General features: G+C 68.2%; 22 protein-coding genes and 1 riboswitch. Of the genes, 11 read left to right on the forward strand and 11 right to left on the reverse strand.

Features of this window, described 5'->3' with window-relative positions:
• The first annotated feature begins 5 nt into the window (after window positions 1-5).
• The 6 genes from narI (at window position 6) to FHR95_RS08010 (ending at window position 5202) form a co-directional block, all read left to right on the forward strand.
• Window positions 6-689 (forward strand): respiratory nitrate reductase subunit gamma, encoded by a 684-nt coding sequence (narI, locus tag FHR95_RS07985; protein WP_040183400.1) that lies wholly within the window; start codon window positions 6-8, stop codon window positions 687-689.
• Between the two features lie 12 nt (window positions 690-701).
• A complete protein-coding gene (locus FHR95_RS07990; protein WP_040183398.1) occupies window positions 702-1523 on the forward strand; it encodes a peptidylprolyl isomerase in 822 nt (273 codons plus the stop codon).
• Window positions 1524-1614: 91 nt separating this feature from the next.
• Entirely contained in the window at window positions 1615-2199 is a 585-nt protein-coding gene (gene moaB / locus FHR95_RS07995) for a molybdenum cofactor biosynthesis protein B (protein WP_183314005.1), read from the forward strand.
• Window positions 2196-3452, forward strand: a complete 1257-nt coding sequence (locus tag FHR95_RS08000) for a molybdopterin molybdotransferase MoeA (protein WP_183314006.1) — start codon at window positions 2196-2198, stop codon at window positions 3450-3452. The genes moaB and FHR95_RS08000 overlap by 4 nt, the downstream gene beginning before the upstream one ends.
• Window positions 3412-4155 (forward strand): Crp/Fnr family transcriptional regulator, encoded by a 744-nt coding sequence (locus FHR95_RS08005; protein WP_183314007.1) that lies wholly within the window; start codon window positions 3412-3414, stop codon window positions 4153-4155. Before FHR95_RS08000 ends, FHR95_RS08005 begins: the two co-directional genes overlap by 41 nt.
• Window positions 4156-4230: 75 nt before the next feature.
• Window positions 4231-5202 carry a GlxA family transcriptional regulator gene (locus tag FHR95_RS08010; RefSeq protein WP_183314008.1) on the forward strand — a complete coding sequence of 324 codons (972 nt, stop codon included), beginning with the start codon at window positions 4231-4233 and terminating at the stop codon, window positions 5200-5202.
• A 108-nt stretch (window positions 5203-5310) separates the two neighbouring features.
• Here FHR95_RS08010 and FHR95_RS08015 read toward each other — a convergent pair whose 3' ends face one another.
• Genes FHR95_RS08015 through FHR95_RS08025 form a run of 3 tightly spaced genes read right to left on the reverse strand, consistent with a single transcriptional unit; the run spans window position 5311 to window position 7639 of the window.
• Window positions 5311-5766: a thioesterase family protein gene (locus tag FHR95_RS08015; RefSeq protein ID WP_183314009.1), complete on the reverse strand. Its 456-nt coding sequence runs from the start codon at window positions 5764-5766 to the stop codon at window positions 5311-5313.
• Window positions 5766-6722 carry an L-carnitine dehydrogenase gene (locus FHR95_RS08020; protein ID WP_183314010.1) on the reverse strand — a complete coding sequence of 319 codons (957 nt, stop codon included), beginning with the start codon at window positions 6720-6722 and terminating at the stop codon, window positions 5766-5768. Before FHR95_RS08020 ends, FHR95_RS08015 begins: the two co-directional genes overlap by 1 nt.
• Window positions 6719-7639: a beta-keto acid cleavage family enzyme gene (locus FHR95_RS08025; protein ID WP_183314011.1), complete on the reverse strand. Its 921-nt coding sequence runs from the start codon at window positions 7637-7639 to the stop codon at window positions 6719-6721. Before FHR95_RS08025 ends, FHR95_RS08020 begins: the two co-directional genes overlap by 4 nt.
• Window positions 7640-7828: 189 nt before the next feature.
• On the opposite strand from FHR95_RS08025, the gene FHR95_RS08030 reads away from it, so the two are divergent.
• From FHR95_RS08030 to FHR95_RS08040, 3 genes are all read left to right on the forward strand, one after another.
• Window positions 7829-8596, forward strand: coding sequence for a sulfite exporter TauE/SafE family protein (locus FHR95_RS08030; protein WP_183314012.1), 768 nt, complete (start codon window positions 7829-7831; stop codon window positions 8594-8596).
• Between the two features lie 174 nt (window positions 8597-8770).
• Window positions 8771-10192, forward strand: coding sequence for a D-alanyl-D-alanine carboxypeptidase (locus FHR95_RS08035; RefSeq protein ID WP_183314013.1), 1422 nt, complete (start codon window positions 8771-8773; stop codon window positions 10190-10192).
• 110 nt (window positions 10193-10302) lie between these two features.
• Window positions 10303-11178 (forward strand): DMT family transporter, encoded by an 876-nt coding sequence (locus FHR95_RS08040; RefSeq protein WP_040183373.1) that lies wholly within the window; start codon window positions 10303-10305, stop codon window positions 11176-11178.
• A gap of 11 nt (window positions 11179-11189) precedes the next feature.
• On the opposite strand, the gene FHR95_RS17415 is transcribed toward FHR95_RS08040, so the two are convergent.
• Complete coding sequence (locus FHR95_RS17415) at window positions 11190-11441, reverse strand: DUF1826 domain-containing protein (RefSeq protein ID WP_183314014.1); 252 nt, start codon at window positions 11439-11441, stop codon at window positions 11190-11192.
• A 113-nt stretch (window positions 11442-11554) separates the two neighbouring features.
• On the opposite strand from FHR95_RS17415, the gene luxS reads away from it, so the two are divergent.
• Window positions 11555-12079 (forward strand): S-ribosylhomocysteine lyase, encoded by a 525-nt coding sequence (gene luxS, locus FHR95_RS08050; protein WP_040183371.1) that lies wholly within the window; start codon window positions 11555-11557, stop codon window positions 12077-12079.
• A gap of 83 nt (window positions 12080-12162) precedes the next feature.
• Here luxS and thiE read toward each other — a convergent pair whose 3' ends face one another.
• The 4 genes from thiE to dauA form a co-directional block, all read right to left on the reverse strand.
• Window positions 12163-12774, reverse strand: coding sequence for a thiamine phosphate synthase (gene thiE / locus FHR95_RS08055; RefSeq protein WP_183314015.1), 612 nt, complete (start codon window positions 12772-12774; stop codon window positions 12163-12165).
• Window positions 12764-13570, reverse strand: coding sequence for a hydroxyethylthiazole kinase (thiM, locus tag FHR95_RS08060; protein WP_183314016.1), 807 nt, complete (start codon window positions 13568-13570; stop codon window positions 12764-12766). The genes thiE and thiM overlap by 11 nt, the downstream gene beginning before the upstream one ends.
• 38 nt (window positions 13571-13608) lie before the next feature.
• A riboswitch (TPP riboswitch) is annotated at window positions 13609-13709 on the reverse strand.
• Between the two features lie 41 nt (window positions 13710-13750).
• Window positions 13751-14029 carry a hypothetical protein gene (locus FHR95_RS08065; RefSeq protein WP_040183369.1) on the reverse strand — a complete coding sequence of 93 codons (279 nt, stop codon included), beginning with the start codon at window positions 14027-14029 and terminating at the stop codon, window positions 13751-13753.
• 132 nt (window positions 14030-14161) lie between these two features.
• A complete protein-coding gene (gene dauA, locus FHR95_RS08070; protein ID WP_183314017.1) occupies window positions 14162-15916 on the reverse strand; it encodes a C4-dicarboxylic acid transporter DauA in 1755 nt (584 codons plus the stop codon).
• A 195-nt stretch (window positions 15917-16111) separates the two neighbouring features.
• On the opposite strand from dauA, the gene FHR95_RS08075 reads away from it, so the two are divergent.
• Window positions 16112-16309, forward strand: a complete 198-nt coding sequence (locus tag FHR95_RS08075; RefSeq protein ID WP_040183365.1) for a hypothetical protein — start codon at window positions 16112-16114, stop codon at window positions 16307-16309.
• A gap of 331 nt (window positions 16310-16640) precedes the next feature.
• On the opposite strand, the gene FHR95_RS08080 is transcribed toward FHR95_RS08075, so the two are convergent.
• From FHR95_RS08080 to FHR95_RS08090, 3 genes are read right to left on the reverse strand one after another with little or no spacing between them, the layout of a single operon-like run.
• Window positions 16641-18026 carry an ATP-binding protein gene (locus FHR95_RS08080; protein WP_183314018.1) on the reverse strand — a complete coding sequence of 462 codons (1386 nt, stop codon included), beginning with the start codon at window positions 18024-18026 and terminating at the stop codon, window positions 16641-16643.
• Window positions 18023-18703: a response regulator gene (locus FHR95_RS08085; RefSeq protein WP_040183356.1), complete on the reverse strand. Its 681-nt coding sequence runs from the start codon at window positions 18701-18703 to the stop codon at window positions 18023-18025. The genes FHR95_RS08080 and FHR95_RS08085 overlap by 4 nt, the downstream gene beginning before the upstream one ends.
• 6 nt (window positions 18704-18709) lie before the next feature.
• Window positions 18710-19390 carry a tetratricopeptide repeat protein gene (locus tag FHR95_RS08090; protein ID WP_221199262.1) on the reverse strand — a complete coding sequence of 227 codons (681 nt, stop codon included), beginning with the start codon at window positions 19388-19390 and terminating at the stop codon, window positions 18710-18712.
• Window positions 19391-19392 lie beyond the last annotated feature (2 nt).

Below are 19392 nucleotides of genomic sequence, written 5' to 3' on the forward strand. Positions count from 1 at the left end.
CCGTCATGTTTAGCGAATATCTGCAACACCTGATCTATGGCTACTACCCCTATCTGGCCGGCACGGTGTTCCTGGTCGGCAGCCTGATGCGTTACGACCATGGCCAGTTCACCTGGAAGACCGGCTCCAGCCAGATGCTCTCGTCGAAGAACATGCGCCTGGCCAGCAACCTCTTCCATATCGGCATCATCGTCATCTTCTTTGGCCACCTGTTCGGCATGCTGACCCCGCACTGGGTCTATGCGCCCTTCCTGAGCGCCGGAACCAAGCAGGTGCTGGCGATCGTCATCGGCGGTATCGCCGGGGTGCTGTGCCTGGCCGGCGGTGCCATGCTGCTCTACCGTCGCCTGACCAACCCGCGGGTCAAGGCCTCGTCGAGCATGATGGATACCGCCATCCTCGGCTTGATTGTCTTCCAGGCCGGCCTGGGCGTGATCAGCGTGTTCTTCTCGCTGGGCCACCTGGACGGCGCGATGATGCTGACCCTGGCGGGCTGGGCCCAGTCCATCGTGTTCTTCAGCGGCGGGGCGGCCGACTACATGGCCGAGGTCTCCTGGATCTACAAGGTGCACGTCTTCCTCGGCCTGACCATCATCCTGCTGTTTCCCTTCACCCGCCTGGTTCACGTCTGGAGCGTGCCCTTTGGCTACGTGACGCGCCGCTACCAAGTCGTCCGCAAGCGGGGCTGAGGAGTTATCACCATGCAGAAGATCGATATCGAGATGATCCCGGGGGGCGCCACGCCCCCACCCATCCGGGTCGGCGAGGCCACCATCGCGGAGGCCGCCATCGCCGAGGAGATGCAATATCATCCGGCGGACAGCGCCGGTACTGCCCAGCTCAAGGCGGCCCGTGCCCTGGTGGTGCGCGAACTGCTGCGCCAGCGGGCGGCGGTTCTGGGTGTGGCCGAGGCCGCCGGCGAGGCGTTCGACGAGGCCGACTCGGCCATCGCCGAGCTGCTGGAGCGCGAGCTGGAGGTACCCGAGCCTGCCGAAGCGGACTGCCGGCGCTTCCACGCCGCGCACCCCGAGCGCTTCAGCGAGCCGACCCGCCTGCGCGTGCGCCACGTGTTGCTGGCCGCCGCTCCGGACGATGCGCCGGCCCGCGACGCCGGCTATCGCCTGGGCGAGAAGCTGGTCCGCGAGCTGCAGGAAGTGCCCGAACGCTTTACCGAGTTCGCCCAGCGCCACTCCGCCTGCCCGTCGAAGGATCAGGGCGGTGACTTGGGCTGGCTGGCGCCCGGCCAGACCGTGGCCGAGCTGGACCGCGCCCTGCAGCACCTGCCCGAGGGGCTCCATGACCGTCCGCTGGCTTCGCGCTACGGCTGGCATGTGGTCACCATCGACCAGCGCGCCGAGGGCCGCGAGCTGCCCTATGAGCAGGTCGCCGAGCACGTTCGTCACAGCCTGCGCGAGCAGGCCACTCGTCGGGCCCTGCGCCACTACCTGCTGGCGCTGGAGGCCGAAATCGGCGTCGAGGGCATTGCGCTCGACGACGACAGCGCCAGCGCCCTGATGCAGTAGCCAACTGAAAGGGGGCCGGTTCGGCCCCCTCGACGTTTCCGACGCTCCTTTCCATGCCGCCGCCTGTGCCGCGGGCGGCGAGGAGGACTCCATGGCCCACGTTCACGCCAATACGCCCTTCGCCCCGCTTGGCATCGCCGTGCTCACCGTCTCCGACACCCGCGGCTTCGACGAGGATGGCAGCGGCGACCTGCTCTCCGAGCGCCTCACCGAGGCCGGTCACGCCCTGGTGGAGCGGCGCATCGTGCCCGACGACGTCTATCGTATCCGCGCGGTGGTCTCGGCCTGGGTGGTCCGCGAGGATATTCAGGTCATCCTGGTCAACGGCGGCACCGGTTTCACGTCGCGAGACACCACCCCCGAGGCACTGATGCCGCTGTTCGACAAGGCGGTCGACGGCTACGGTGAGCTGTTCCGCCAGCTCTCGCTGGCCACCATCGGTACCTCCACCATCCAGTCCCGGGCGGTGGCCGGGCTGATCGATCGTACCCTGGTGTTCGCCATGCCCGGCTCGCCCAAGGCGTGCGCCACCGCCTGGGATGGCATCCTGGCCGCCCAGCTCGACGCCCGCACGAGGCCCTGTAACTTCGTTGCCATGGTGCTGCCGGAGGCAAGACGCTGCGCATCCCGACAGGAGCGCATCGACGAGGGCATGGCGGAAGGGGCAGAGGCATGAACTGCGGCTGCGCGGCGGTCGTCACACCCGGCCTGCTGGACCTCTTCGACGCCCGCGCCCTGATGATGGCCGCCGGCGTGGCAGTGGTCGGCAGTGAGCGGGTCGCCCTGGCCGAGGCGGCCGGCCGGGTGCTGGCCGAGGATGCCCGGGCCAGCCTAGACCTGCCCGGGGTCGATAACAGTGCCATGGACGGCTATGCCCTGCGTCGTCGTGAGCTCGCCGCGAGCCCGGATGGCTTGCCGGTGGTGCTGCGTGTGCCCGCCGGCGCCGGAGTGTTGCAGCTGCCCGAGGGAGGCTGCGCGCGCATCTTCACCGGCGCCCCGGTGCCGCGGGGGGCGGACGCCGTGGTGGCTCAGGAGAAGGTCAGCCTGGATGCCACGGGGCGGGTTCACGTCGCGGGGGAGCTGGCCGACGGCGCCAATATCCGTTTCCGCGGCGAGGAGAGCGGTGCCGGCGATATGCTGCTGGCCGCGGGCACGCGGCTGAGCGCCGCGGCTATCGCCCTGCTGGCCAGCCAGGGCACCGCAGCCGTGACGGTGTACCGGCGGGTTCGCGTGGCCCTGATCAGCACCGGCGACGAACTGATTGAGCCGGGGCAAGCTTGGGCGCCCGGCCAGGTCTACAACAGCAATGGTGCCATGCTGCGTGCCCTGCTTGTCCAGCAGGGCTGCGAGGTCCTTGACCTGGGCGTCGTCGCCGACACCTCAGCTGACCTGGATCAATGTCTTGGCCAGGCAGGTGAGGAAGCCGATCTGGTAGTGTGTACGGGTGGGGTCTCGGTGGGAGAGGAAGACCACGTGCGTCCGGTCCTGGAGCGCCTGGGGGGCATTGCCTTCCACGGCGTGGCAATCAAGCCCGGCAAGCCGTTCACCCTCGGTTGGCTCGGCGCTTCGCTGCGTGACGGCACCCCGTTCATCGGCCTGCCCGGTAATCCGGTGGCCTCGCTGGTGGGCTGGCAGTGGTTGGCACGGCCTCTGGTGCAGGGCCGCCAGGGACGTACCCCGTCGGCGCTGCAACGCTTTCCGGTCGTCGCGGGTTTTTCCCGGCAGGCACCGAAAGGCCGCCGCGAGCTGCTCAGGGTGGTGCTGGACTGGAGTGGAGAGGCCCCCGTTGCGCGCCTGGCCGGCGGCCAGGGTTCCCACATGCTCAGCGCCGCCAGCCAGGCCCATGGCTACCTGATCATCGAAGCCGACACCCACGTGGAGGAAGGCCATGTCTACGGATACTGCCCCGGTTCCCAGTTCCTCGACTGATCTGCTGTTCCGTCCTCGGCAGCTGCGTGAGCTGGTGTGTGGGGTGCCTTGGCTGAACGACCTCGACGAAGCGCAGCTCGATGCGTTGCTGAAGGATAGCGAGGTTCGCACCCTCAAGCCCCGCGAGTGGCTGTTTCGCCAGGATGCCCCGGCCAAATGGCTCTACGTGGTGATCAGCGGGGCGGTGCGTCTGGTGCGCAGCGCCGGCGACGGCCGCTTGGCGACCATCCGCTGCGTGGAGCGCGGCGGCACTCTGGGCGAGCTGAGCATGGTCTCCAGCGCCGGGGTCTACCTCTATTCCGCCGAGGCCCTGCGTCGTACCCATGTGTTGACCATCCGCGCGGCGCACTGCCGCGAGATCATGGACCGTCAGCCGGCCTGCCGTGCCGAGTTCATGAGCCGCCTGGCCCTGGAACTCACCGAGCGCCTCGAGGACATGGCGTTGTTGACCCAGGCCGATGCCATGGCGCGCCTGGTCAGCTACATTCTGCGCCAGCTCCCCGCGGGCCGTGCTCGGGAACCCCGCGTGGTGCGGCTGACTATCCCCAAGCGCTGGCTGGCCGCCCAGCTGGCCATGACCCCGGAAACCCTCTCGCGGCTGCTGGCCAGGCTGCGGGAGGAGGGCGTCATCAACATCGACCGCCAGCGCCTGATCGTGCTTGACGAGCAGAAGCTACGTGACACCATGCTGAGCGACGACTGACCGTCCACGCCAATCATCCCGGGCGTGTTGTCGGCTCCATGGTCTTCATGCGGCGGCAGCGTTGAGGAGACGAGCATGCGCCTCGAATACCACGGCCCGCTGCCTGAGTCGGTGGGTTTTCTGCTGTTGCCGCGTTTCTCGATGATGGCATTCTTCGCCGCGGTGGAGCCGCTGCGCATTGCCAACCGCATCAGTGACAGGCCACTGTTCGACTGGACCCTGATCAGCGTCGACGGCGAGCCGGTGACTGCCAGCAATGGCATGACATTGCTCTCTGACCATTCCATCCACGAGGTGCACCATCTGCCCACGCTGGCGGTCTGCAGCGGCTTCGAGCCCGAGGCGCATCTTGCCCGGCCATTGATGGGCTGGCTTCACCGCCTGGACGAGGCTGGCTGTGTTCTGGGAGGCCTGGATACCGGCTGTTTTCTGCTTGCCGCCGCAGGACTCCTGAAGGGCGAGCGCGTGACGTTGCATTGGGAGAGTCTGCCTGCCTTCCGTGAACGTTTCCCCGCTATCCAGACCTCCGACGAGTTGTTCGAACTCGGGGAGCGTCGTTTCTCCTGCGCCGGCGGTGCCGCCGCCATGGACATGGTCCTGGAGGTGATCGCCCGTCGCCATGGATCTCGATTGGCCATCGACGTCTCCGAACAGCTGATCCACGAACGGCTGCGCAGTCGCCATGATCAGCAGCGCATGACCCTGGCGCGTCGCCTGGGCACCCATAACCGCCGTCTGGTGGAAGCGGTCGCACTGATGGAGCGGCATCTCGAGATGCCGCTGGAGCTTGCCGATATCGCCCGCCGCAGCGGCATCTCTCAGCGTCAGCTGCAGCGCCTCTTCGAGCAGCACCTTGCCACCTCTCCCCGCCGCTGGTACCTGACCTTGCGTCTGGGCCGTGCGCAGCACTTGCTCACCGAGACCGACATGGACGTGCTCTCCGTCGGGCTGGCCTGTGGCTTTACCTCCGGTCCCAGTTTCTCGCGGGCGTTTCGCGAGCACTACGGGCAATCCCCCCGCGAGGCGCGTCGACAAGCGAGTGAGTGACCCATCCCGCCCCCGTCACCCTGAGGCGGCGTCACCTGGGTGAAGGGCAGAGGATACACCACGAGCCGCCCAGGGGGAGGGCGGCTCGCAGAGCATAACGCGGCTCGCTCAACGACGGATGCCGATGGTGCGCCCGGCCAGTGCCGGCCAGGCGTCACGCGCGACGTGGGGCAGTGCGCCAATGGCGGCCTCGACGGGGGCGGGGAAGGGCGCGGGACGCCCGGCCTCGCTGTCGATGCCCATCAGCATCTGCTCGCTGGTGGCCAGCAGGTTGCCCGCCTCATCGAGCAGTTCGAAGAAGGCATGCAGCCGCTTGGCGTCGCGATCCAGCAGGCTTAGGGCGACGCGTAGCGGCTGACCCTCGTGGGCCTCGCGGCGATAGCAGAGGTGGGTTTCGAGGGTGTAGATCGTATAGCCGTGCCGCTGGCGGCCGGCGGCATCCAGGCCGATATGGTCCATCAGCGCCTCCACCGCCAGGGAGAACACGCGGGCATACTCGGCGTCGTTCATGTGGCCGTTGTAGTCCACCCACTCGGGGGCTACGCAGGTCTCCAGGATCATCATCAGATGCGCCCCTCCAGGCCTTCCGCTTCAGGCCAGTACTTCTGCACCAGACCGAGCAGCTCGACCAGGAAGTCGTCACGGCGGCGGTCAAGCTCGGCCACACTGCGGCCGGCGGCCTGGTACTCGCAGCCCTCGACCACCTTGTCGATCAGCTCATCGGTGAGCTCCGGGGCCTCGAGCTTGGTCCAGGGCAGCTTCAGCGCCGGGCCGAACTGCTCGAGCATGTGGCGCATGCCCTGCTCGCCGCCGGCCAGGTGGAAGGTCAGGAAGGTGCCCATCAGCGACCAGCGCAGGCCGCAGCCGTAGACCACGGCGGCGTCGATCTCCTCGGTGGTGGCCACGCCGTCGTTGACCAGGTGCAGCGCCTCACGCCACAGCGCCTCCATCAGGCGGTCGGCGATATGCCCCTCGATCTCGCGCTTGACCACCAGCGGGCGCATCGCCAGCCCCTGGTAGAGCGCCTGGGCATGCTCGGTGTGCTCGGCTCGGGTCGCGTCGCCGCCCACCAGTTCGACCAGCGGCAGCAGGTAGACCGGGTTGAAGGGGTGGGCGACGATCACCCGCCCCGGCGCCTGGGTGCAGTCCTGCTGCAGGTCGCTGGGCTTGAAACCGGAGGTGGAGGAGCCGATCACCACCTCCGGCGCCGCGACGGCGTCGAGGGCGGCGAGGATCTCCTGCTTGAGCGGCAGGCGCTCCGGCACGTTCTCCTGGATCAGGTCGGCGCCCGCCACGGCCGCCTCCAGGCTATCCACGAAGGTGAGCCGCTCGGGGCTGGCGCCCTCGGCCAGGCCCAGCCGCTCGAGCGAGGCCCAGGCATTGTCGACGAAGGCACGGGTGCGCGCCGGGGCCTCGGGGTCGGGATCGAAGGCCACCACATCCCAGCCGCGGCCCAGGGCGCGGGCGATCCAACCGTTGCCGATCACCCCCGTGCCGATCACGCTCAGCTGGTGGCTCATGCCTCACCTCCGACGGTTCTTTCCACGACCTGGCGGGTATTCGGGTCGCGCAGCGCGAGATGCGCGCGGGTCTCGGCCGGCGTCATGACGCCGGCGCCGAGGTTCTCGAACAGGCGGGAGGCCTTCTCCACCAGCTGGGCGTTGGTGGCCAGCACCCCCTTCTCCAGATAGAGGTTGTCCTCCAGGCCGACCCGGGCATGCCCCCCCAGCAGTATCGCCTGGGCCGCCATGGGCATCTGGTGGCGGCCGATGCCGAAGGCCGCCCACTGAGCGGTTTCCGGCAGCTTGTTGCGCATGGCCAGCATGGTCTCGGTGTCCGCCTCGGCGCCCCAGGGAATCCCCAGGCAGAGCTGGTAGAGGGGGTCACCATCGAGCAGGCCCTCCTGCTGTAGCTGACGGGCGAACCACACATGGCCCAGATCGAAGCACTCGAGCTCCGGCTTGACGCCGGCGGCCTGCACCAGGCGGGCATGCTCGCGCAGCCAGTCGGCCGGGTTCACGTAGACCATGTCACCGAAATTGAGGCTGCCGCAGTCCAGGGTGCAGAGCTCCGGCAGCAGCTCGCCCACTGGCTCATGGCGCTCGGCCGGGGTCTGGATGTCGCTGCCCGGGCCACCGCGGGTGGGGTCCTCGGCGTCGGGGATCCAGTCGCCGCCGCCACCGGCGGTGATGTTCATGACGATGTCGACGTCGGCCTCGCGCACCCGCTGCATGACCTCGCGGAAGTGGTCGACGGAGTGGCTGACGCCGCCGGTCTCGGGGTCGCGCACGTGGATATGCGCCACGCTGGCGCCCGCCTTCGCGGCCGCAATGCAGTCATCGGCGATCTGCTTCGGTGTGATGGGCACGTTGGGGTTCTTGCCGGTGGTGTCGCCGGCGCCGGTGACGGCACAGGTCAGTATGACGTTGCGGTTCATGCTCCGCTCCTCGGGGTGGGGGATTCGATACGCCCAGTGTGAATGCCCCTCGTCGTACCGTCTTGACCTTGAGCGAATCTTTATTGGCATAAAGCGACAAGCCAGGAAGCACAGACCGAGATAGCTCACCGTTGGCGAAAATCCTGGTTAGCATGGGCCGCTGTCTTACGCTTTGGCAGGGAGTGCATGATGGCGCTACTGGACGTTCTCTCACCGCTCTCGGCGGGGATCAATCTTCTCCTGATACTGCTCTCGGTGCTCACCTCGGCCTTCACCGCCGCGGTGGGCGTCGGGGGCGGGGTGCTGATGATCATGGCGTTGGCCCAGGTGATGCCGGCGGCGGCGCTGATTCCGGTCCACGGCATGGTTCAGCTGGGCTCCAACGTCGGTCGTACGGCGTTGACCTGGCGCCATGTCGATCGCATCACGCTTGCGGCGTTCCTGCCGGGGGTGGTGCTGGGTGCGCTGGCGGCAGCCTGGCTGCTGGTACGCCTGCCGGCGGGGGTGCTCGAGCTCTGCATCGCCGCGTTCGTGCTCTTCACCTGCTGGGGACCGGGGCTGCCGAAACGGGCCCTGGGACGGGGAGGCGTGCTGGTTGCCGGCGCCGTCACCACCCTGCTCTCCAGCCTGGTGGGCGCCAGCGGCCCGATGGTGGCCGCCTTCATCAAGCAGAGCCAGGTCGGTCGCCTGGCCAAGGTCGCCACCTTTTCCGCCTGCATGCTGCTGCAACACTTGAGCAAGGCCTTCGTGTTCGGCGTGGCCGGGTTCGTCTTCCACGACTGGCTGGCATTGATCCTGGTGATGGTGGCGGCGGGCTTTCTTGGCACCTGGCTTGGCCTGCGTGTGCTGCATCGTCTTTCGGATCACCGCTTCGACAGCCTCTTCAAGTGGGCGCTGACGCTGCTGGCGCTGCGCCTGGTATGGCTCGGCGGGCAGCGGCTGGTGGGCGCGGGGTGAAGGTCAGGCAGCTAGGTGTGAACAATCGGCAGGGATGACACGCCGACGATCGGCTGACGTGACACGGTAATGCGGCGAAAAATCGCCAAAAAAGTCACGACTTCACCCTGTACAGGGCGCCACAGGCGGCCATAATGGTTTATGCAAAAGTAACGAACCTCGAGGGAACGCGACATGGTGCCTATCACAACAATCAACCGGCGCCTCGCAGGGGGCATCACTGTGCTGATGGCCTGCCTGTTACTGGCCACGGCAACTGCTCAGGCCAATCCACGCTATGCCGGTATCGTCGTCGATGCCGACAGCCAGGAGATTCTCTACGCTGAGAATGCCGACCGGCTGCGCTATCCCGCCTCGCTCACCAAGATGATGACGCTCTACCTGATGTTCGAGGCCATGGAGGAGGGCAGGCTGAGTTTGAGCCAGCCGCTGCCGGTCTCTGCCCATGCCGCGTCCAGGCCGGCTTCCAAGCTCTATGTGAAGGCCGGTTCCAGCATTCCCGTGGAAAAGGCCATCGAGGCGCTGGTGATCAAGTCGGCCAACGATGTGGCCGTGGTGGTGGCCGAAGCCCTCGGCGGTAGCGAAGCGCATTTCGGTCGCATGATGACCGACAAGGCCCGTGAACTGGGCATGCCGGACACCGTCTTTCGTAATCCCCACGGTCTGCCCGACGCCGGCCAGGTCACCACGGCACGCGACATGGCGGTGCTCTCCCGGCACCTGATGCGCGACTTCCCTCAATACTATCCCTACTTCTCGCGGACGAGCTTCCGCTGGAAGGGCAAGACCATCACGGGTCACAACCGCCTGCTCAAGAACTATGCCGGTGCCGATGGCCTCAAGACCGGTTTCATCCGTGCCTCGGGTTTCAACGTGGCGACCTCGGCGGTGCGTGATGGCCGTCGCCTGCTGACCGTGGTGATGGGTGGCTTCAGCGCCGCGTCGCGCGATGCGCACACCGCCGACCTGCTGGATCGCGGCTTCCTGCGCGCCTCGTTGGCCGATGGTCGGGGCTGGCTGGCCAGTGCCGATATCTCCGGAGGCCGGCTGATGCCGGGCGAGCCCCAGGCGCCGGGCCAGCCGGTCGGCAACCGGGTCCGCCTGGCCAGTCTCGGCGCACCGTCGCCGAGCGCTGCCTCGCCGGCTGAGGCCTTCCCGCCGGCCCCGATCGAGGCGCCGACAGCGGCTGTGAACGCCTCGCGTCAGGCGCTGGCATCACGCGTCGCCACCGCAGACACTCCTGCCGTCGCCGGCATGGTGAACCTTGAGCAGGGGTCTGCCGACGACCCCATCCGCGAATTGATGGCAAGCTCTCATGCCTCGGTGGATGCCGTTTCCGGCAGCGCCCCGCGGGGAGGCTGGGGCGTGCAGGTCGGTGCCTTCAGCGATGCCGTCCATGCCCGCACCCTGGCGTCTCGCGCCGCCAGTCAGCTGGCCAGCGAGCTGGCCGACGCCCGAGTCGCCGTGGCCGATGCCGAACGGGTCGGCGTCTATCGCGCCCGCCTGGTGGACATGGACGAGGGCCAGGCGCATACCGCCTGTCGGCGCTTGGTGGCCGAGGGCATGGAGTGCATGGTGGTCCAGGCCAGCCTGTGAGAGCTTGCCCTCCGGGGCGTCACCGACTAGCGTAGAGGTCTTACTTCACCCCGCCGGCCCCAGGCCGGCGGGGTGGCTTTTTGGGGTTCGGCCAGGGGAGGGCCTTCGGCATGTCAGCGTCACTCAAGGGCATCGGCTTCATGTGCTTGGGCGTGCTCTGCCTGGCCATTGGCGATGCCATCGCCAAGTGGCTTGGCGAGGTGCACTCGCCGCTGCAGATCATCTTCTTCCGTACCCTGGTCTCGCTGCCGCTGATCGCGGTGCTGGCCAGGTTCGGTGGCGGCCTGACCAAGCTGCGTACGCGTCGTCCCGGGATCCACCTGCTGCGCGGCCTGATCTACACCGGCACCATGTTCTGCTTCGTGCTGGGCCTGACCCTGCTGCCGCTGGCCGAGGCCACCGCCATCGCCTTTGTGGCCCCGTTGTTCGTCACCCTGCTCTCGGTGCCACTGCTGGGTGAGCGTATTGAAGGGCCGGTGCTGCTGGCCTCGCTGGTGGGCTTTGCCGGGGTGCTGATCGTGGTGCGTCCCGGTGGCGAGGCCTTCGACCCCGGCGCCCTGGCGCTGATCGGCGCGGCGGTCTTCTATGCGCTGATGATGATCACCGCGCGGCGCTGGGGCGGTAGCGAACACCTCTGGGCCATGGTCTTCTACATGACGCTGGTGCCCTTCGTCCTGACCGCTCTGGCGCTGCCCTGGGTGTGGCAGACGCCGCATCCCTGGCACTGGCTGGCCTTTGCGGGATCGGGTCTCTTCGGGGTGGGCGCCACCGCTTTCATCACCCTAGCCTTCCGCCATGCGCCGGCGGCCATCGCCGCCCCCTTCGACTATACCGCCATGCTCTGGGCGGTGCTGCTGGGCTGGTGGTTCTGGGGCGAGATGCCGGATCTTTGGGTGTTCCTCGGCAGTGTGCTGATCATCGGCAGCGGCCTGGCAATCGCCTACCACGAGCGACGCACCACCCTGAAGCGCCGCCCGACCTCCTGAGGTTCCTGCAACTAGGCGGGGGCCAGCGTCAGCAGCAAGCGCTGGCGGTTTACCGCCCACTCGGGTAGCCATTCGCAACCGTGGCCATGAGAGGTCGTGACCAGCCGCACGGGCAGGTTGTCACAGTGAAAGTGTGGACACATGGCATGCTCCAGGAGGCGCAGGCCAGCCACGAGGACTCTGCCGGTCAGGACGACGGCTGGGTGGCCACGCTGCTGTTCAATGCCACCTTTGGCCAGCATGCCGGGCATGCCCATGAGCATGGGCGTTCATCAAGCGCCTGGCGTTGGCGAACAGGCGGCGCGGCGAGATACCATGCTCGCACCGGGTGCGGCCTGTGCTGCCTCGCCCTTCCCCATTACCTGCAGGAGCCGACATGCCGCTACTCGACAGTTTTACCGTGGACCACACCATCATGAGTGCCCCAGCGGTGCGCGTCGCCAAGACCATGCGCTCCCCCTCGGGCGACACCATCACCGTCTTCGACCTGCGCTTCAACAAGCCAAACGAGGACATGATGGGGGAAAAGGGGGTTCACACCCTGGAGCACCTGTTTGCCGGCTTCATGCGCCAGCACTTGAACGGCGACGGCGTCGAGATCATCGATATCTCCCCCATGGGCTGTCGCACCGGCTTCTACATGAGCCTGCTGGGCAGCCCCAGCGAGCAGGGCGTCGCCGCTGCCTGGCAGGCCGCCATGCACGATGTGCTGAACGTCAAGCGCATGGAGGAGATTCCGGAGCTCAACGAGCATCAGTGCGGCACCTACCAGATGCACTCTCTGGAGGAGGCACAGGAGATCGCTCGGGGCATCATCGATCAGGGTATTGGCGTCAACCGTAACGACGACCTTGCCCTGAGTTCCGAAAAGCTCAAGTCGCTTGGCAACGACCTGGAGTAGGCTTCGATCGCTCGGTGCCGATCTCTATCCGCAGCGGCGTCAGCTGGCCGATGGTGTAGTGCGCGGCGCCACGGCCGGCTGCATCACGAGAAGAAGCGCCGCGCGGCAGCCTCGGGGTCGGGGGTGCCGCAGATAGCGGAGACCACCGCCAGGCCCTCGGCGCCGGCTTCATGTGTTGCGGCCACGTGTTCGGCCTTGAGGCCGCCGATGGCCACGCTCGGCAGGGGGCTGGCGGCCACTAGCCTGGCCAGTCCCGCAAAACCCAGCGGCTCGGCATGGTCTTGCTTGCTGGGCGTGGCGAACACCGGACCCAGCCCCAGATAATCGAGATGCTCGACGTCCAGGCGTGCCATCTGTTCCAGCGTCTGGACCGAGAGGCCAAGGATCGCCTCAGGGCCCAGCAGCACGCGGGCATCGGCCACGTCGCCGTCGTCCTGTCCTAGGTGCAGGCCGTCGGCGCCGGCGGCGATTGCCACCTCCAGGCGGTCGTTGATGATCAGCGGCACGCCGCTGCCGTAAAGCGCGGCCTTGAGGCGACGCGCCTGGTCGACCAGTTCGGCATCAGAGGCATGCTTGTCGCGCAGCTGCACCATCGTCACGCCCCCGCGCACCGCCGCCGTCACGGTCTCCACCAGCCCCGGGCTCGTACAGAGCGCGCGGTCGGTGATCAGATAGAGCGAGAGATCAAGGCGCATCGTCGACCTCCAGGCGGGCCCGTTCGGCCAGGGCCTTGTCCTCCAGGTGGAAGAGGGCATCGAGAAAGGCCACCGCGAAGCTGCCGGGGCCCTGTGCCACGTCGCCGGCCAGCTCGCCGGCCACGGCATAGCAGGCCAGCGCCGCCACCGTCGCCTCGAACCGGTCATCGGCGCCGGCCAGGAACGCTGCCACCACGCCGGTCAGCGCGCAGCCCAGGGTGGTGACCCGGGGCATCAGCGGGTGGCCGCCGCGGACGCGGGCGACCCGCTGGCCGTCGGTGACTAGGTCCACCTCGCCGGTGACCGCGACCACGCCCGCCGTCTGGCGGGCCAGACGGCGGGCGGCGTCGAGGGCCGCCTCGGCGGGGTCGGTGCTGTCCACGCCGCGGCCGCCGCCGGCCTGCCCCGCCAGGGCGATGATTTCCGAGGCATTGCCCCGGATCACGTCCGGCGCGAGCGCCAGCAGCCGGGCACCGGTCTCGCGGCGAAACCGCGTGGCGCCCACGGCCACCGGGTCCAGCACCCAGGGGTGGCCGGTCTCCCTGGCGGCCAGGGCAGTGGCCTCCATGGCCTCGACCCAGTGCGGCGAGAGGGTACCGATGTTGATCGTCAGGGCGCTGGCCAGCGCGGTGAACTCGGCGGCTTCCTCGCGGGCATGGACCATGGCCGGCGAGGCGCCGATGGCCAGCAGCACGTTGGCCATGCTGTTCATGGCGACATGGTTGGTGATGTTGTGGACCAGCGGGCTGGTCTCGCGCACCCGGCTCAGGTGCGTGGCGGGATCGATGGCAAGCATGGGGCCTCCCCGGCGCGGGAGGTGCAGCGCGGCAGCAGGGCCGGGGCCGCACGACTCCCTACGCCGGCATTATCCGGGTCAGGTTCCGAGGGTGCCTCTCAGCCGTGGCGATATTGCCGCGGCGCCCCTGTCGTGAGGGCCCACTATCGCTGCCCGCTTCTAGGCTGTAAAGGTCGGGGTTCAGGCCAGCAGGTGGAAGCCGGAAAGGGTGATCAGGCTGGCCAGGGTCAGGCTGTGCAGGGCGTCGAGGGTGTCTGGCGGAAGTGCCCGGCTCGGCCACATCAGGGCCATGGCCGCGGCGCCCAGGCCGATCAGCCCCAGCGGCAGTGCGATCGGTGCCCAGCCGGCGAGCAGCACGCCGATGGCCAGCAGCAGCCAGCCGGCCACCACCAGCAGGCCGGCACGATGCCCGCTGGTCAACGGTCTTGCCGCGCCGGTCTCGCCCATGACGGTGTCCATATTGTTGTCTCCCGTGGTGCGATGGACGGGACTGCATGTCCCGTTCACCGTACCTTAGAAGCGCCGTCTTAAGGATCGCTTAAGGCGTGATGACAATGGCGTGTCAGGGGCATCGCCAGCCGTTGCTTTCCCTCAGGTGACCTGGGCGAGCCAGCGCAGGGCGATCTTGCGGGCCTGAGCCAGTTCTCGGCACCAGGTCAGTCGGCCGGCGCGCCGGCGGATCCCCGCGCGGCGCAGCGTGACGAGGATGTGCGTCGGCAGGCCGACCAGTACCAGGGCGACCCCCTGGCGATGCATCTCGTCGGTCAGCGCCTGCAAGGCCACGATGGCGGTGCCATCCATGCTCGGCACGTCATGCATGTCGAGGATGACGATCCGCACCTTCGGGTCCACCAGATGCAGCGAGGTGAGCGCCTTTTCCGCGGCGCCGAAGAACAGCGGGCCATCGATGTCATAGAGGGCCACTTCGCCGGGCAGTTCGTCGATGCTGGCGTGCGTCCCGGCGTCGATCTGCCGGGTCTGGGTCAGCAGCGCCATGCGCCGAATGAACAGCGCAGCGGCCAGCCCCATGCCCACGGCCACCGCCAGCACCATGTCGAACAGCACGGTCAGGGTGAAGCAGGTCACCAGGATGGCCACGTCACCCGCCGGTGCCGAGCGCAGGGTATGCAGGACGTGGCGGGCCTCACTCATGTTCCAGGCGACGATGAACAGCAGCGCCGCCAGCGCGGCCATCGGGACCAGCCCCAGCAGACCGGCCAGGGCCACCACCGCCAGCAGCACGACCAGCGCATGCACCACGGCCGCGATCGGTGAACGGGCGCCGCTGCGGATATTGGTGGCGGTCCGGGCGATGGCAGCCGTGGCGGTGATGCCGCCGAACAGCGGCGCGACGATGTTGCCCAGCCCCTGGCCGATCAACTCGGCATTGGGGTCGTGCCGGGTCCGGGTCAGGCCGTCGGACACCACCGCGCAGAGCAGCGACTCGATTGCCCCCAGCATGGCGATGGCGAAAGCGGGGCCCAGCAGCGCACGCAGCAGCGCAAAATCCACCACCAGCGGTTCGCCATCCGCGCCCGGCAGCCGCCAGGGCGCCGCGAAACTCGGCGCGATAGGCGGAATCCCGCTGCCCGTCTCGCCCTGTGCCTCCCAGGTGAAGCGCGAGGCGATGGTCTCTACCAGGTTCCCCGTGCTCGCGTCGCCTATCCCGTGGTTGACCGCATAGGCCAGCACTGCCCCCACCACCAGCCCGATCAGCGGGGCCGGTAGCGGTACGTGCAGGCGCGGCCACAGCAGCATGACGCCCAGGGTGAAGGCCCCGATGCCCAGTTCCAGCGGGCTCAGACTGGGCAGGGAGGCGACAATACGTGACAGGTTCTCGACGAAGTGTTCGCCCAGCTGCCCGACCTCAAGGCCCAGGAAGTCGGGCAGCTGCAGCACCGCGATCACCACCGCGATCCCCGCCGTGAAGCCGAGCACCACCGGATAGGGCACGTACTGAATGAGGCGTCCCAGGCCGGTGAGGCCCAGCGCCACCAGGATTACCCCGGCCATCATCGTGGCGATCAGCAGGCCGCCCAGGCCATGCTGCTGGACGATGGGGAAAAGAATGACGACGAAGGCCGCCGTGGGACCCGAGACATTGAAGCGTGAGCCGCCGGTCAGCGCGATGATGGCGCCGGCGACGATTGCCGTATAGAGCCCGTGCTGGGGAGGCACGCCGGTGGCGATGGCCAGGGCCATGGAAAGCGGCACTGCCACGGTGCCGATCGTCAGCCCGGCCAGCACGTCGCGGCGCAGGTCGCCCAGGCCGTAGCCGTCTCGCCAGGCCGCTCGCAGGCCGGTGGCGATGCCGGGAAGGCGCGGGGACGGTCGGTGGCGTGCCATGCGCGGGGTCTCCTTGTTGCGGGGTCACCTGCCCCTCGGATGAGCTGGTGGTCGCATCTCTCTGAGGCGGTGAACCGGTTGCTTATGTGAATAACATTAACATGACGTTAGTATTGTCGACAAATGCGTCCCCGCCATTGCCTTGGGTGACGCCGAGAATTAACATTTAATGATAATGTTTTTCGGAGAGTCACGATGGAAAAGAAGACGGCACGCCTGACCCTGCTGATCGACCCGCACAAGAAGCGGGCCTTCGAGCAGCTGTGTGCGGCCCAGGACCTGACGCCGTCGCAGGTGGTACGACAGCTGATCCGCGATTACCTGCGCGACCATGGCGTGGAATACGAGACGCGCCCCGGCCTGGCCAGCAGGGACACGCCGGAGCGGGAGTGACCGGGCGCTGTTGTGTTCCTCACACTGATGGATGCTGGTGCGTTGCCCCATAGCAGAGCGCGATCGATCATCAGGGGCGGGCAGGAAAGCCGGTGCCAGATTGAGAGTGCGCCGCTGCTGGTGACTCCGCCTCGTCCGCGACTGAGTGCCGCGAGTCCCGCCCTCGAGATGCTGACCGACTTCTCGCGGCTTTCGCCGCGCACCATTTCTCCCGACGGCGGTATCGACGAGGCGTTGCTGATGATGCGCCTCGCCGGCATCCGCTTTCGGGGCGCGGCACTCCGTTGTCAGGGCCAAGGTGTCGTCAGGCATGACATGCTGACACGAAGCCTTAGTCGCCCCGAGGCAGCGTCGCCACGGCGCGCAGGCCGCCGGCAGGGGCCTCCTCCAGGCTGAGGGTGCCGCCATGACGTACAAGTAGGCGCTCGACGATGGAGAGCCCCAGGCCGGCACCGGCGCCGGGGCCGGCACGATGGAAGCGCTCGGTGACGCGCTCGCGCTCCGCGGCGGGAATCCCCGGGCCCTGGTCATCCACGCGCAGGCGCAGCCGGGTCGTGTCGGCGTCCAGGGTCACCGTCACCCGGCCGCCGTCCGGGGTGTAGCGCAGGGCGTTGCCGACCAGGTTCTGTACCAGGATGCCGAGGGCACCCGGTTCGGCTGCCAGTCGCCAGTCGCTCCCCTCGTCGGCGGCGAGGTCCAGTGCCTGGCCGCGTTCGACCGCCAGCGGCGAGAGCTCGGCCAGTGCCTCGCGTACTTCGACCAGCAGGTCGCTCGCGACGCGGGCGGTGGTCTCCTGCTCCTCTTCCTCGGGCTCCAGGCGAGCCAGGGTCAGCAATTGGGCGACCAGGCGGGTAGCCCGGGCCACCCCGTTGCGCAGCTCCCCCAGTGCCTCGCGACGGTCGGCGGGGTCCTCGGCTGCCAGGGCATTCTGGGCATGCAGGTCGAGCACCGCCAGTGGGGTGCGCAGCTCATGGGCGGCATCGGCGATGAAGCGTTTCTCGCGCACCCGCAGGCGGCGAATGCGCTCCAGTAGCCGGTTGAGGGCGCCGACGATGGTGTCCAGCTCGCGGGGCAGGGGGTGCATCACCAGCGGCCGCAGATTTTGCGGGTCGCGCTGGCGGATCGCCGTGGCCAGCCGCGACAACGGCCGCAACCCCCGGCCGGTGGCCCACCACAGCAGCAGTGCCAGCAGCGGCAGGCCGATCAGGTCCGGTAGCAGGGTGCGCAGCGCCACGGCGCGGGTCAGCTCGCCACGCACATCATCCCGTTCGGCGACCATCACCCGCCGCGACGACTCCGGAAGGTCGAGGACATAGACCCGCCAGTCGTGGCCCGCCACTCGACTGCTGACATAGCCGGGGGCTGCATCGCTGAAGGGCTCCGCCGGCGCGCTGGCTGAGCGCAGCACCAGCTGTCCCCCCTCCCATAGCTGGAAGGCCAGCTTGCTCTCGTAGCGGTGGCCGGCGAGGCGCTTGTCCGACTGCTCGGCGCGCTGGAGGGCGCTCTCCAGGCTGGCCAGCAGCGCCTCGCGCTGCGCGACCGGCAGCGGCGCCTGGATCAGCCCCTCCAGCAGGCGGGCGCTCTGGGCCAGGCTGGCGTCATAGAGCTCCTCGATTTCGTGAGCGGCATAGCGGTAGCTGACCAGGCCGATGGCCAGCATGCTGATGCCGAACACCAGCAGCACCAGGCCCAGGGTACGGCGGCGGATGGAGGTCACGCCTCGGCCTCCTGGGGCGCGCGGTCCATCACGTAGCCGATGCCGCGCACCGTGCGGATCAGGCCGGGGAACAGCTTGCGACGCAGGTGATGGACATGCACCTCGATGGTGTTGCTCTCCACGTCTTCCTCCCAGCCGTAGACCAACCGGGTCAGTGTGTCGCGGGTGAAGATGCGCCCCGGGTGGCCCATGAACTCCTGGAGCAGGGTGAACTCGCGACGTGACAACGAGATCTTTTCGCCGCGGTAGCAGACGTCCCGGCTGGCGGGGTCGAGACGGATGCCGCGGCACTCCAGCAGCGGGCTGGCCTGGCCCTGGCTGCGACGCAACAGGGCGCGCAGGCGCGCCTTGAGTTCGGCGACCTCGAAGGGTTTGACCAGGTAGTCGTCGGCCCCGGCATCGAGGCCAGCGATGCGGTCGTCAACGGCGTCCCGCGCGGTCAGCACCAGCACCGGCACTCGGTTGCCGCCGCGCCGCACGGCCTCGAGTACCCGCATGCCGTCGAGTCCAGGCAGGCCCAGGTCGAGGAGCATTGCATCGAAGGGTTCATTGCCCTGCAGGGCGGCCAGTGCCTTGGCGCCATCGGCAAGGTGATCCACGGTGTAATGCTCTGGCTTGAGGGCCAGGCGAATGCCCGACGCCAGGCTCGGGTCATCCTCGACCAGCAGGATGCGCATCGCGTCTCACTTCTCCAGTTGTGACAGCAGGTGGCGAACTTCCTCGCGGCGTCCGGCATCGGCGAGCTCGCGGCCGGGCCGACGCGGCGCCTGCAGGGCCTTCTCCAGGGCCTGGCGCGCTTCAACGTCGCGGCCCTGCTGGTGCAGATAGTCGCCCCAGAAGTAGAGGCTGTCGAGTCCGTCGGGATTGATCGTGAGTGCGCGCTTGAGGTGCCATTCGGCCTTGTCGTCGTCACCGAAGCCGATCGGCCAACCCGGCACCTGATAGTAGAGCGCGCCCAGGCTGGTATAGGCGGAGCCGTTCAGCGCCAGCGGGTCCTGCGCCAGGGCGGCCTCCAGGTGATGGCGGGCCTGCTTGACCAGACCGAGCGCCCCCAGCCCGCCTTCGGCACCGGCCTGGGTAGAGCGCACGATACCGGCCCAGATATGCAGCTCGGCCGCATCGGGGTGGGCCTCGAGCAGCTGGTCGGCCTCGGTGGCCAGGTCGGCATAGGCGTCCGCCTGTTGCGTTGCGGGCAATTCATAGCGGATTTCGGCCCAGCGCTGCTGCAGCCGACCTAGCGGTTCGGCAATCTCGGTTTCTAAGGCCAGTAGTTTGCTCGCCGGTAGCCAGACCAGAGCCGTGGTCAGCAGGACCGTGATCAGGTGGCCTCGTATGGCCGATTGTTTGCTGTCGTGTCGTGTCATGG

Source organism: Halomonas fontilapidosi (assembly GCF_014192285.1).
GTDB classification, from domain to species: domain Bacteria; phylum Pseudomonadota; class Gammaproteobacteria; order Pseudomonadales; family Halomonadaceae; genus Halomonas; species Halomonas fontilapidosi.

Coding starts and splice junctions, on each gene's coding strand:
- narI (WP_040183400.1), top strand. CDS start 6: ATGTTTAGCGAATATCTGCAACACCTGATCTATGGCTACTACCCCTAT.
- FHR95_RS07990 (WP_040183398.1), top strand. CDS start 702: ATGCAGAAGATCGATATCGAGATGATCCCGGGGGGCGCCACGCCCCCA.
- moaB (WP_183314005.1), top strand. CDS start 1,615: ATGGCCCACGTTCACGCCAATACGCCCTTCGCCCCGCTTGGCATCGCC.
- FHR95_RS08000 (WP_183314006.1), top strand. CDS start 2,196: ATGAACTGCGGCTGCGCGGCGGTCGTCACACCCGGCCTGCTGGACCTC.
- FHR95_RS08005 (WP_183314007.1), top strand. CDS start 3,412: ATGTCTACGGATACTGCCCCGGTTCCCAGTTCCTCGACTGATCTGCTG.
- FHR95_RS08010 (WP_183314008.1), top strand. CDS start 4,231: ATGCGCCTCGAATACCACGGCCCGCTGCCTGAGTCGGTGGGTTTTCTG.
- FHR95_RS08015 (WP_183314009.1), bottom strand. CDS start 5,766: ATGATGATCCTGGAGACCTGCGTAGCCCCCGAGTGGGTGGACTACAAC.
- FHR95_RS08020 (WP_183314010.1), bottom strand. CDS start 6,722: ATGAGCCACCAGCTGAGCGTGATCGGCACGGGGGTGATCGGCAACGGT.
- FHR95_RS08025 (WP_183314011.1), bottom strand. CDS start 7,639: ATGAACCGCAACGTCATACTGACCTGTGCCGTCACCGGCGCCGGCGAC.
- FHR95_RS08030 (WP_183314012.1), top strand. CDS start 7,829: ATGGCGCTACTGGACGTTCTCTCACCGCTCTCGGCGGGGATCAATCTT.
- FHR95_RS08035 (WP_183314013.1), top strand. CDS start 8,771: ATGGTGCCTATCACAACAATCAACCGGCGCCTCGCAGGGGGCATCACT.
- FHR95_RS08040 (WP_040183373.1), top strand. CDS start 10,303: ATGTCAGCGTCACTCAAGGGCATCGGCTTCATGTGCTTGGGCGTGCTC.
- FHR95_RS17415 (WP_183314014.1), bottom strand. CDS start 11,441: ATGCTCATGGGCATGCCCGGCATGCTGGCCAAAGGTGGCATTGAACAG.
- luxS (WP_040183371.1), top strand. CDS start 11,555: ATGCCGCTACTCGACAGTTTTACCGTGGACCACACCATCATGAGTGCC.
- thiE (WP_183314015.1), bottom strand. CDS start 12,774: ATGCGCCTTGATCTCTCGCTCTATCTGATCACCGACCGCGCGCTCTGT.
- thiM (WP_183314016.1), bottom strand. CDS start 13,570: ATGCTTGCCATCGATCCCGCCACGCACCTGAGCCGGGTGCGCGAGACC.
- FHR95_RS08065 (WP_040183369.1), bottom strand. CDS start 14,029: ATGGACACCGTCATGGGCGAGACCGGCGCGGCAAGACCGTTGACCAGC.
- dauA (WP_183314017.1), bottom strand. CDS start 15,916: ATGGCACGCCACCGACCGTCCCCGCGCCTTCCCGGCATCGCCACCGGC.
- FHR95_RS08075 (WP_040183365.1), top strand. CDS start 16,112: ATGGAAAAGAAGACGGCACGCCTGACCCTGCTGATCGACCCGCACAAG.
- FHR95_RS08085 (WP_040183356.1), bottom strand. CDS start 18,703: ATGCGCATCCTGCTGGTCGAGGATGACCCGAGCCTGGCGTCGGGCATT.
- FHR95_RS08090 (WP_221199262.1), bottom strand. CDS start 19,390: ATGACACGACACGACAGCAAACAATCGGCCATACGAGGCCACCTGATC.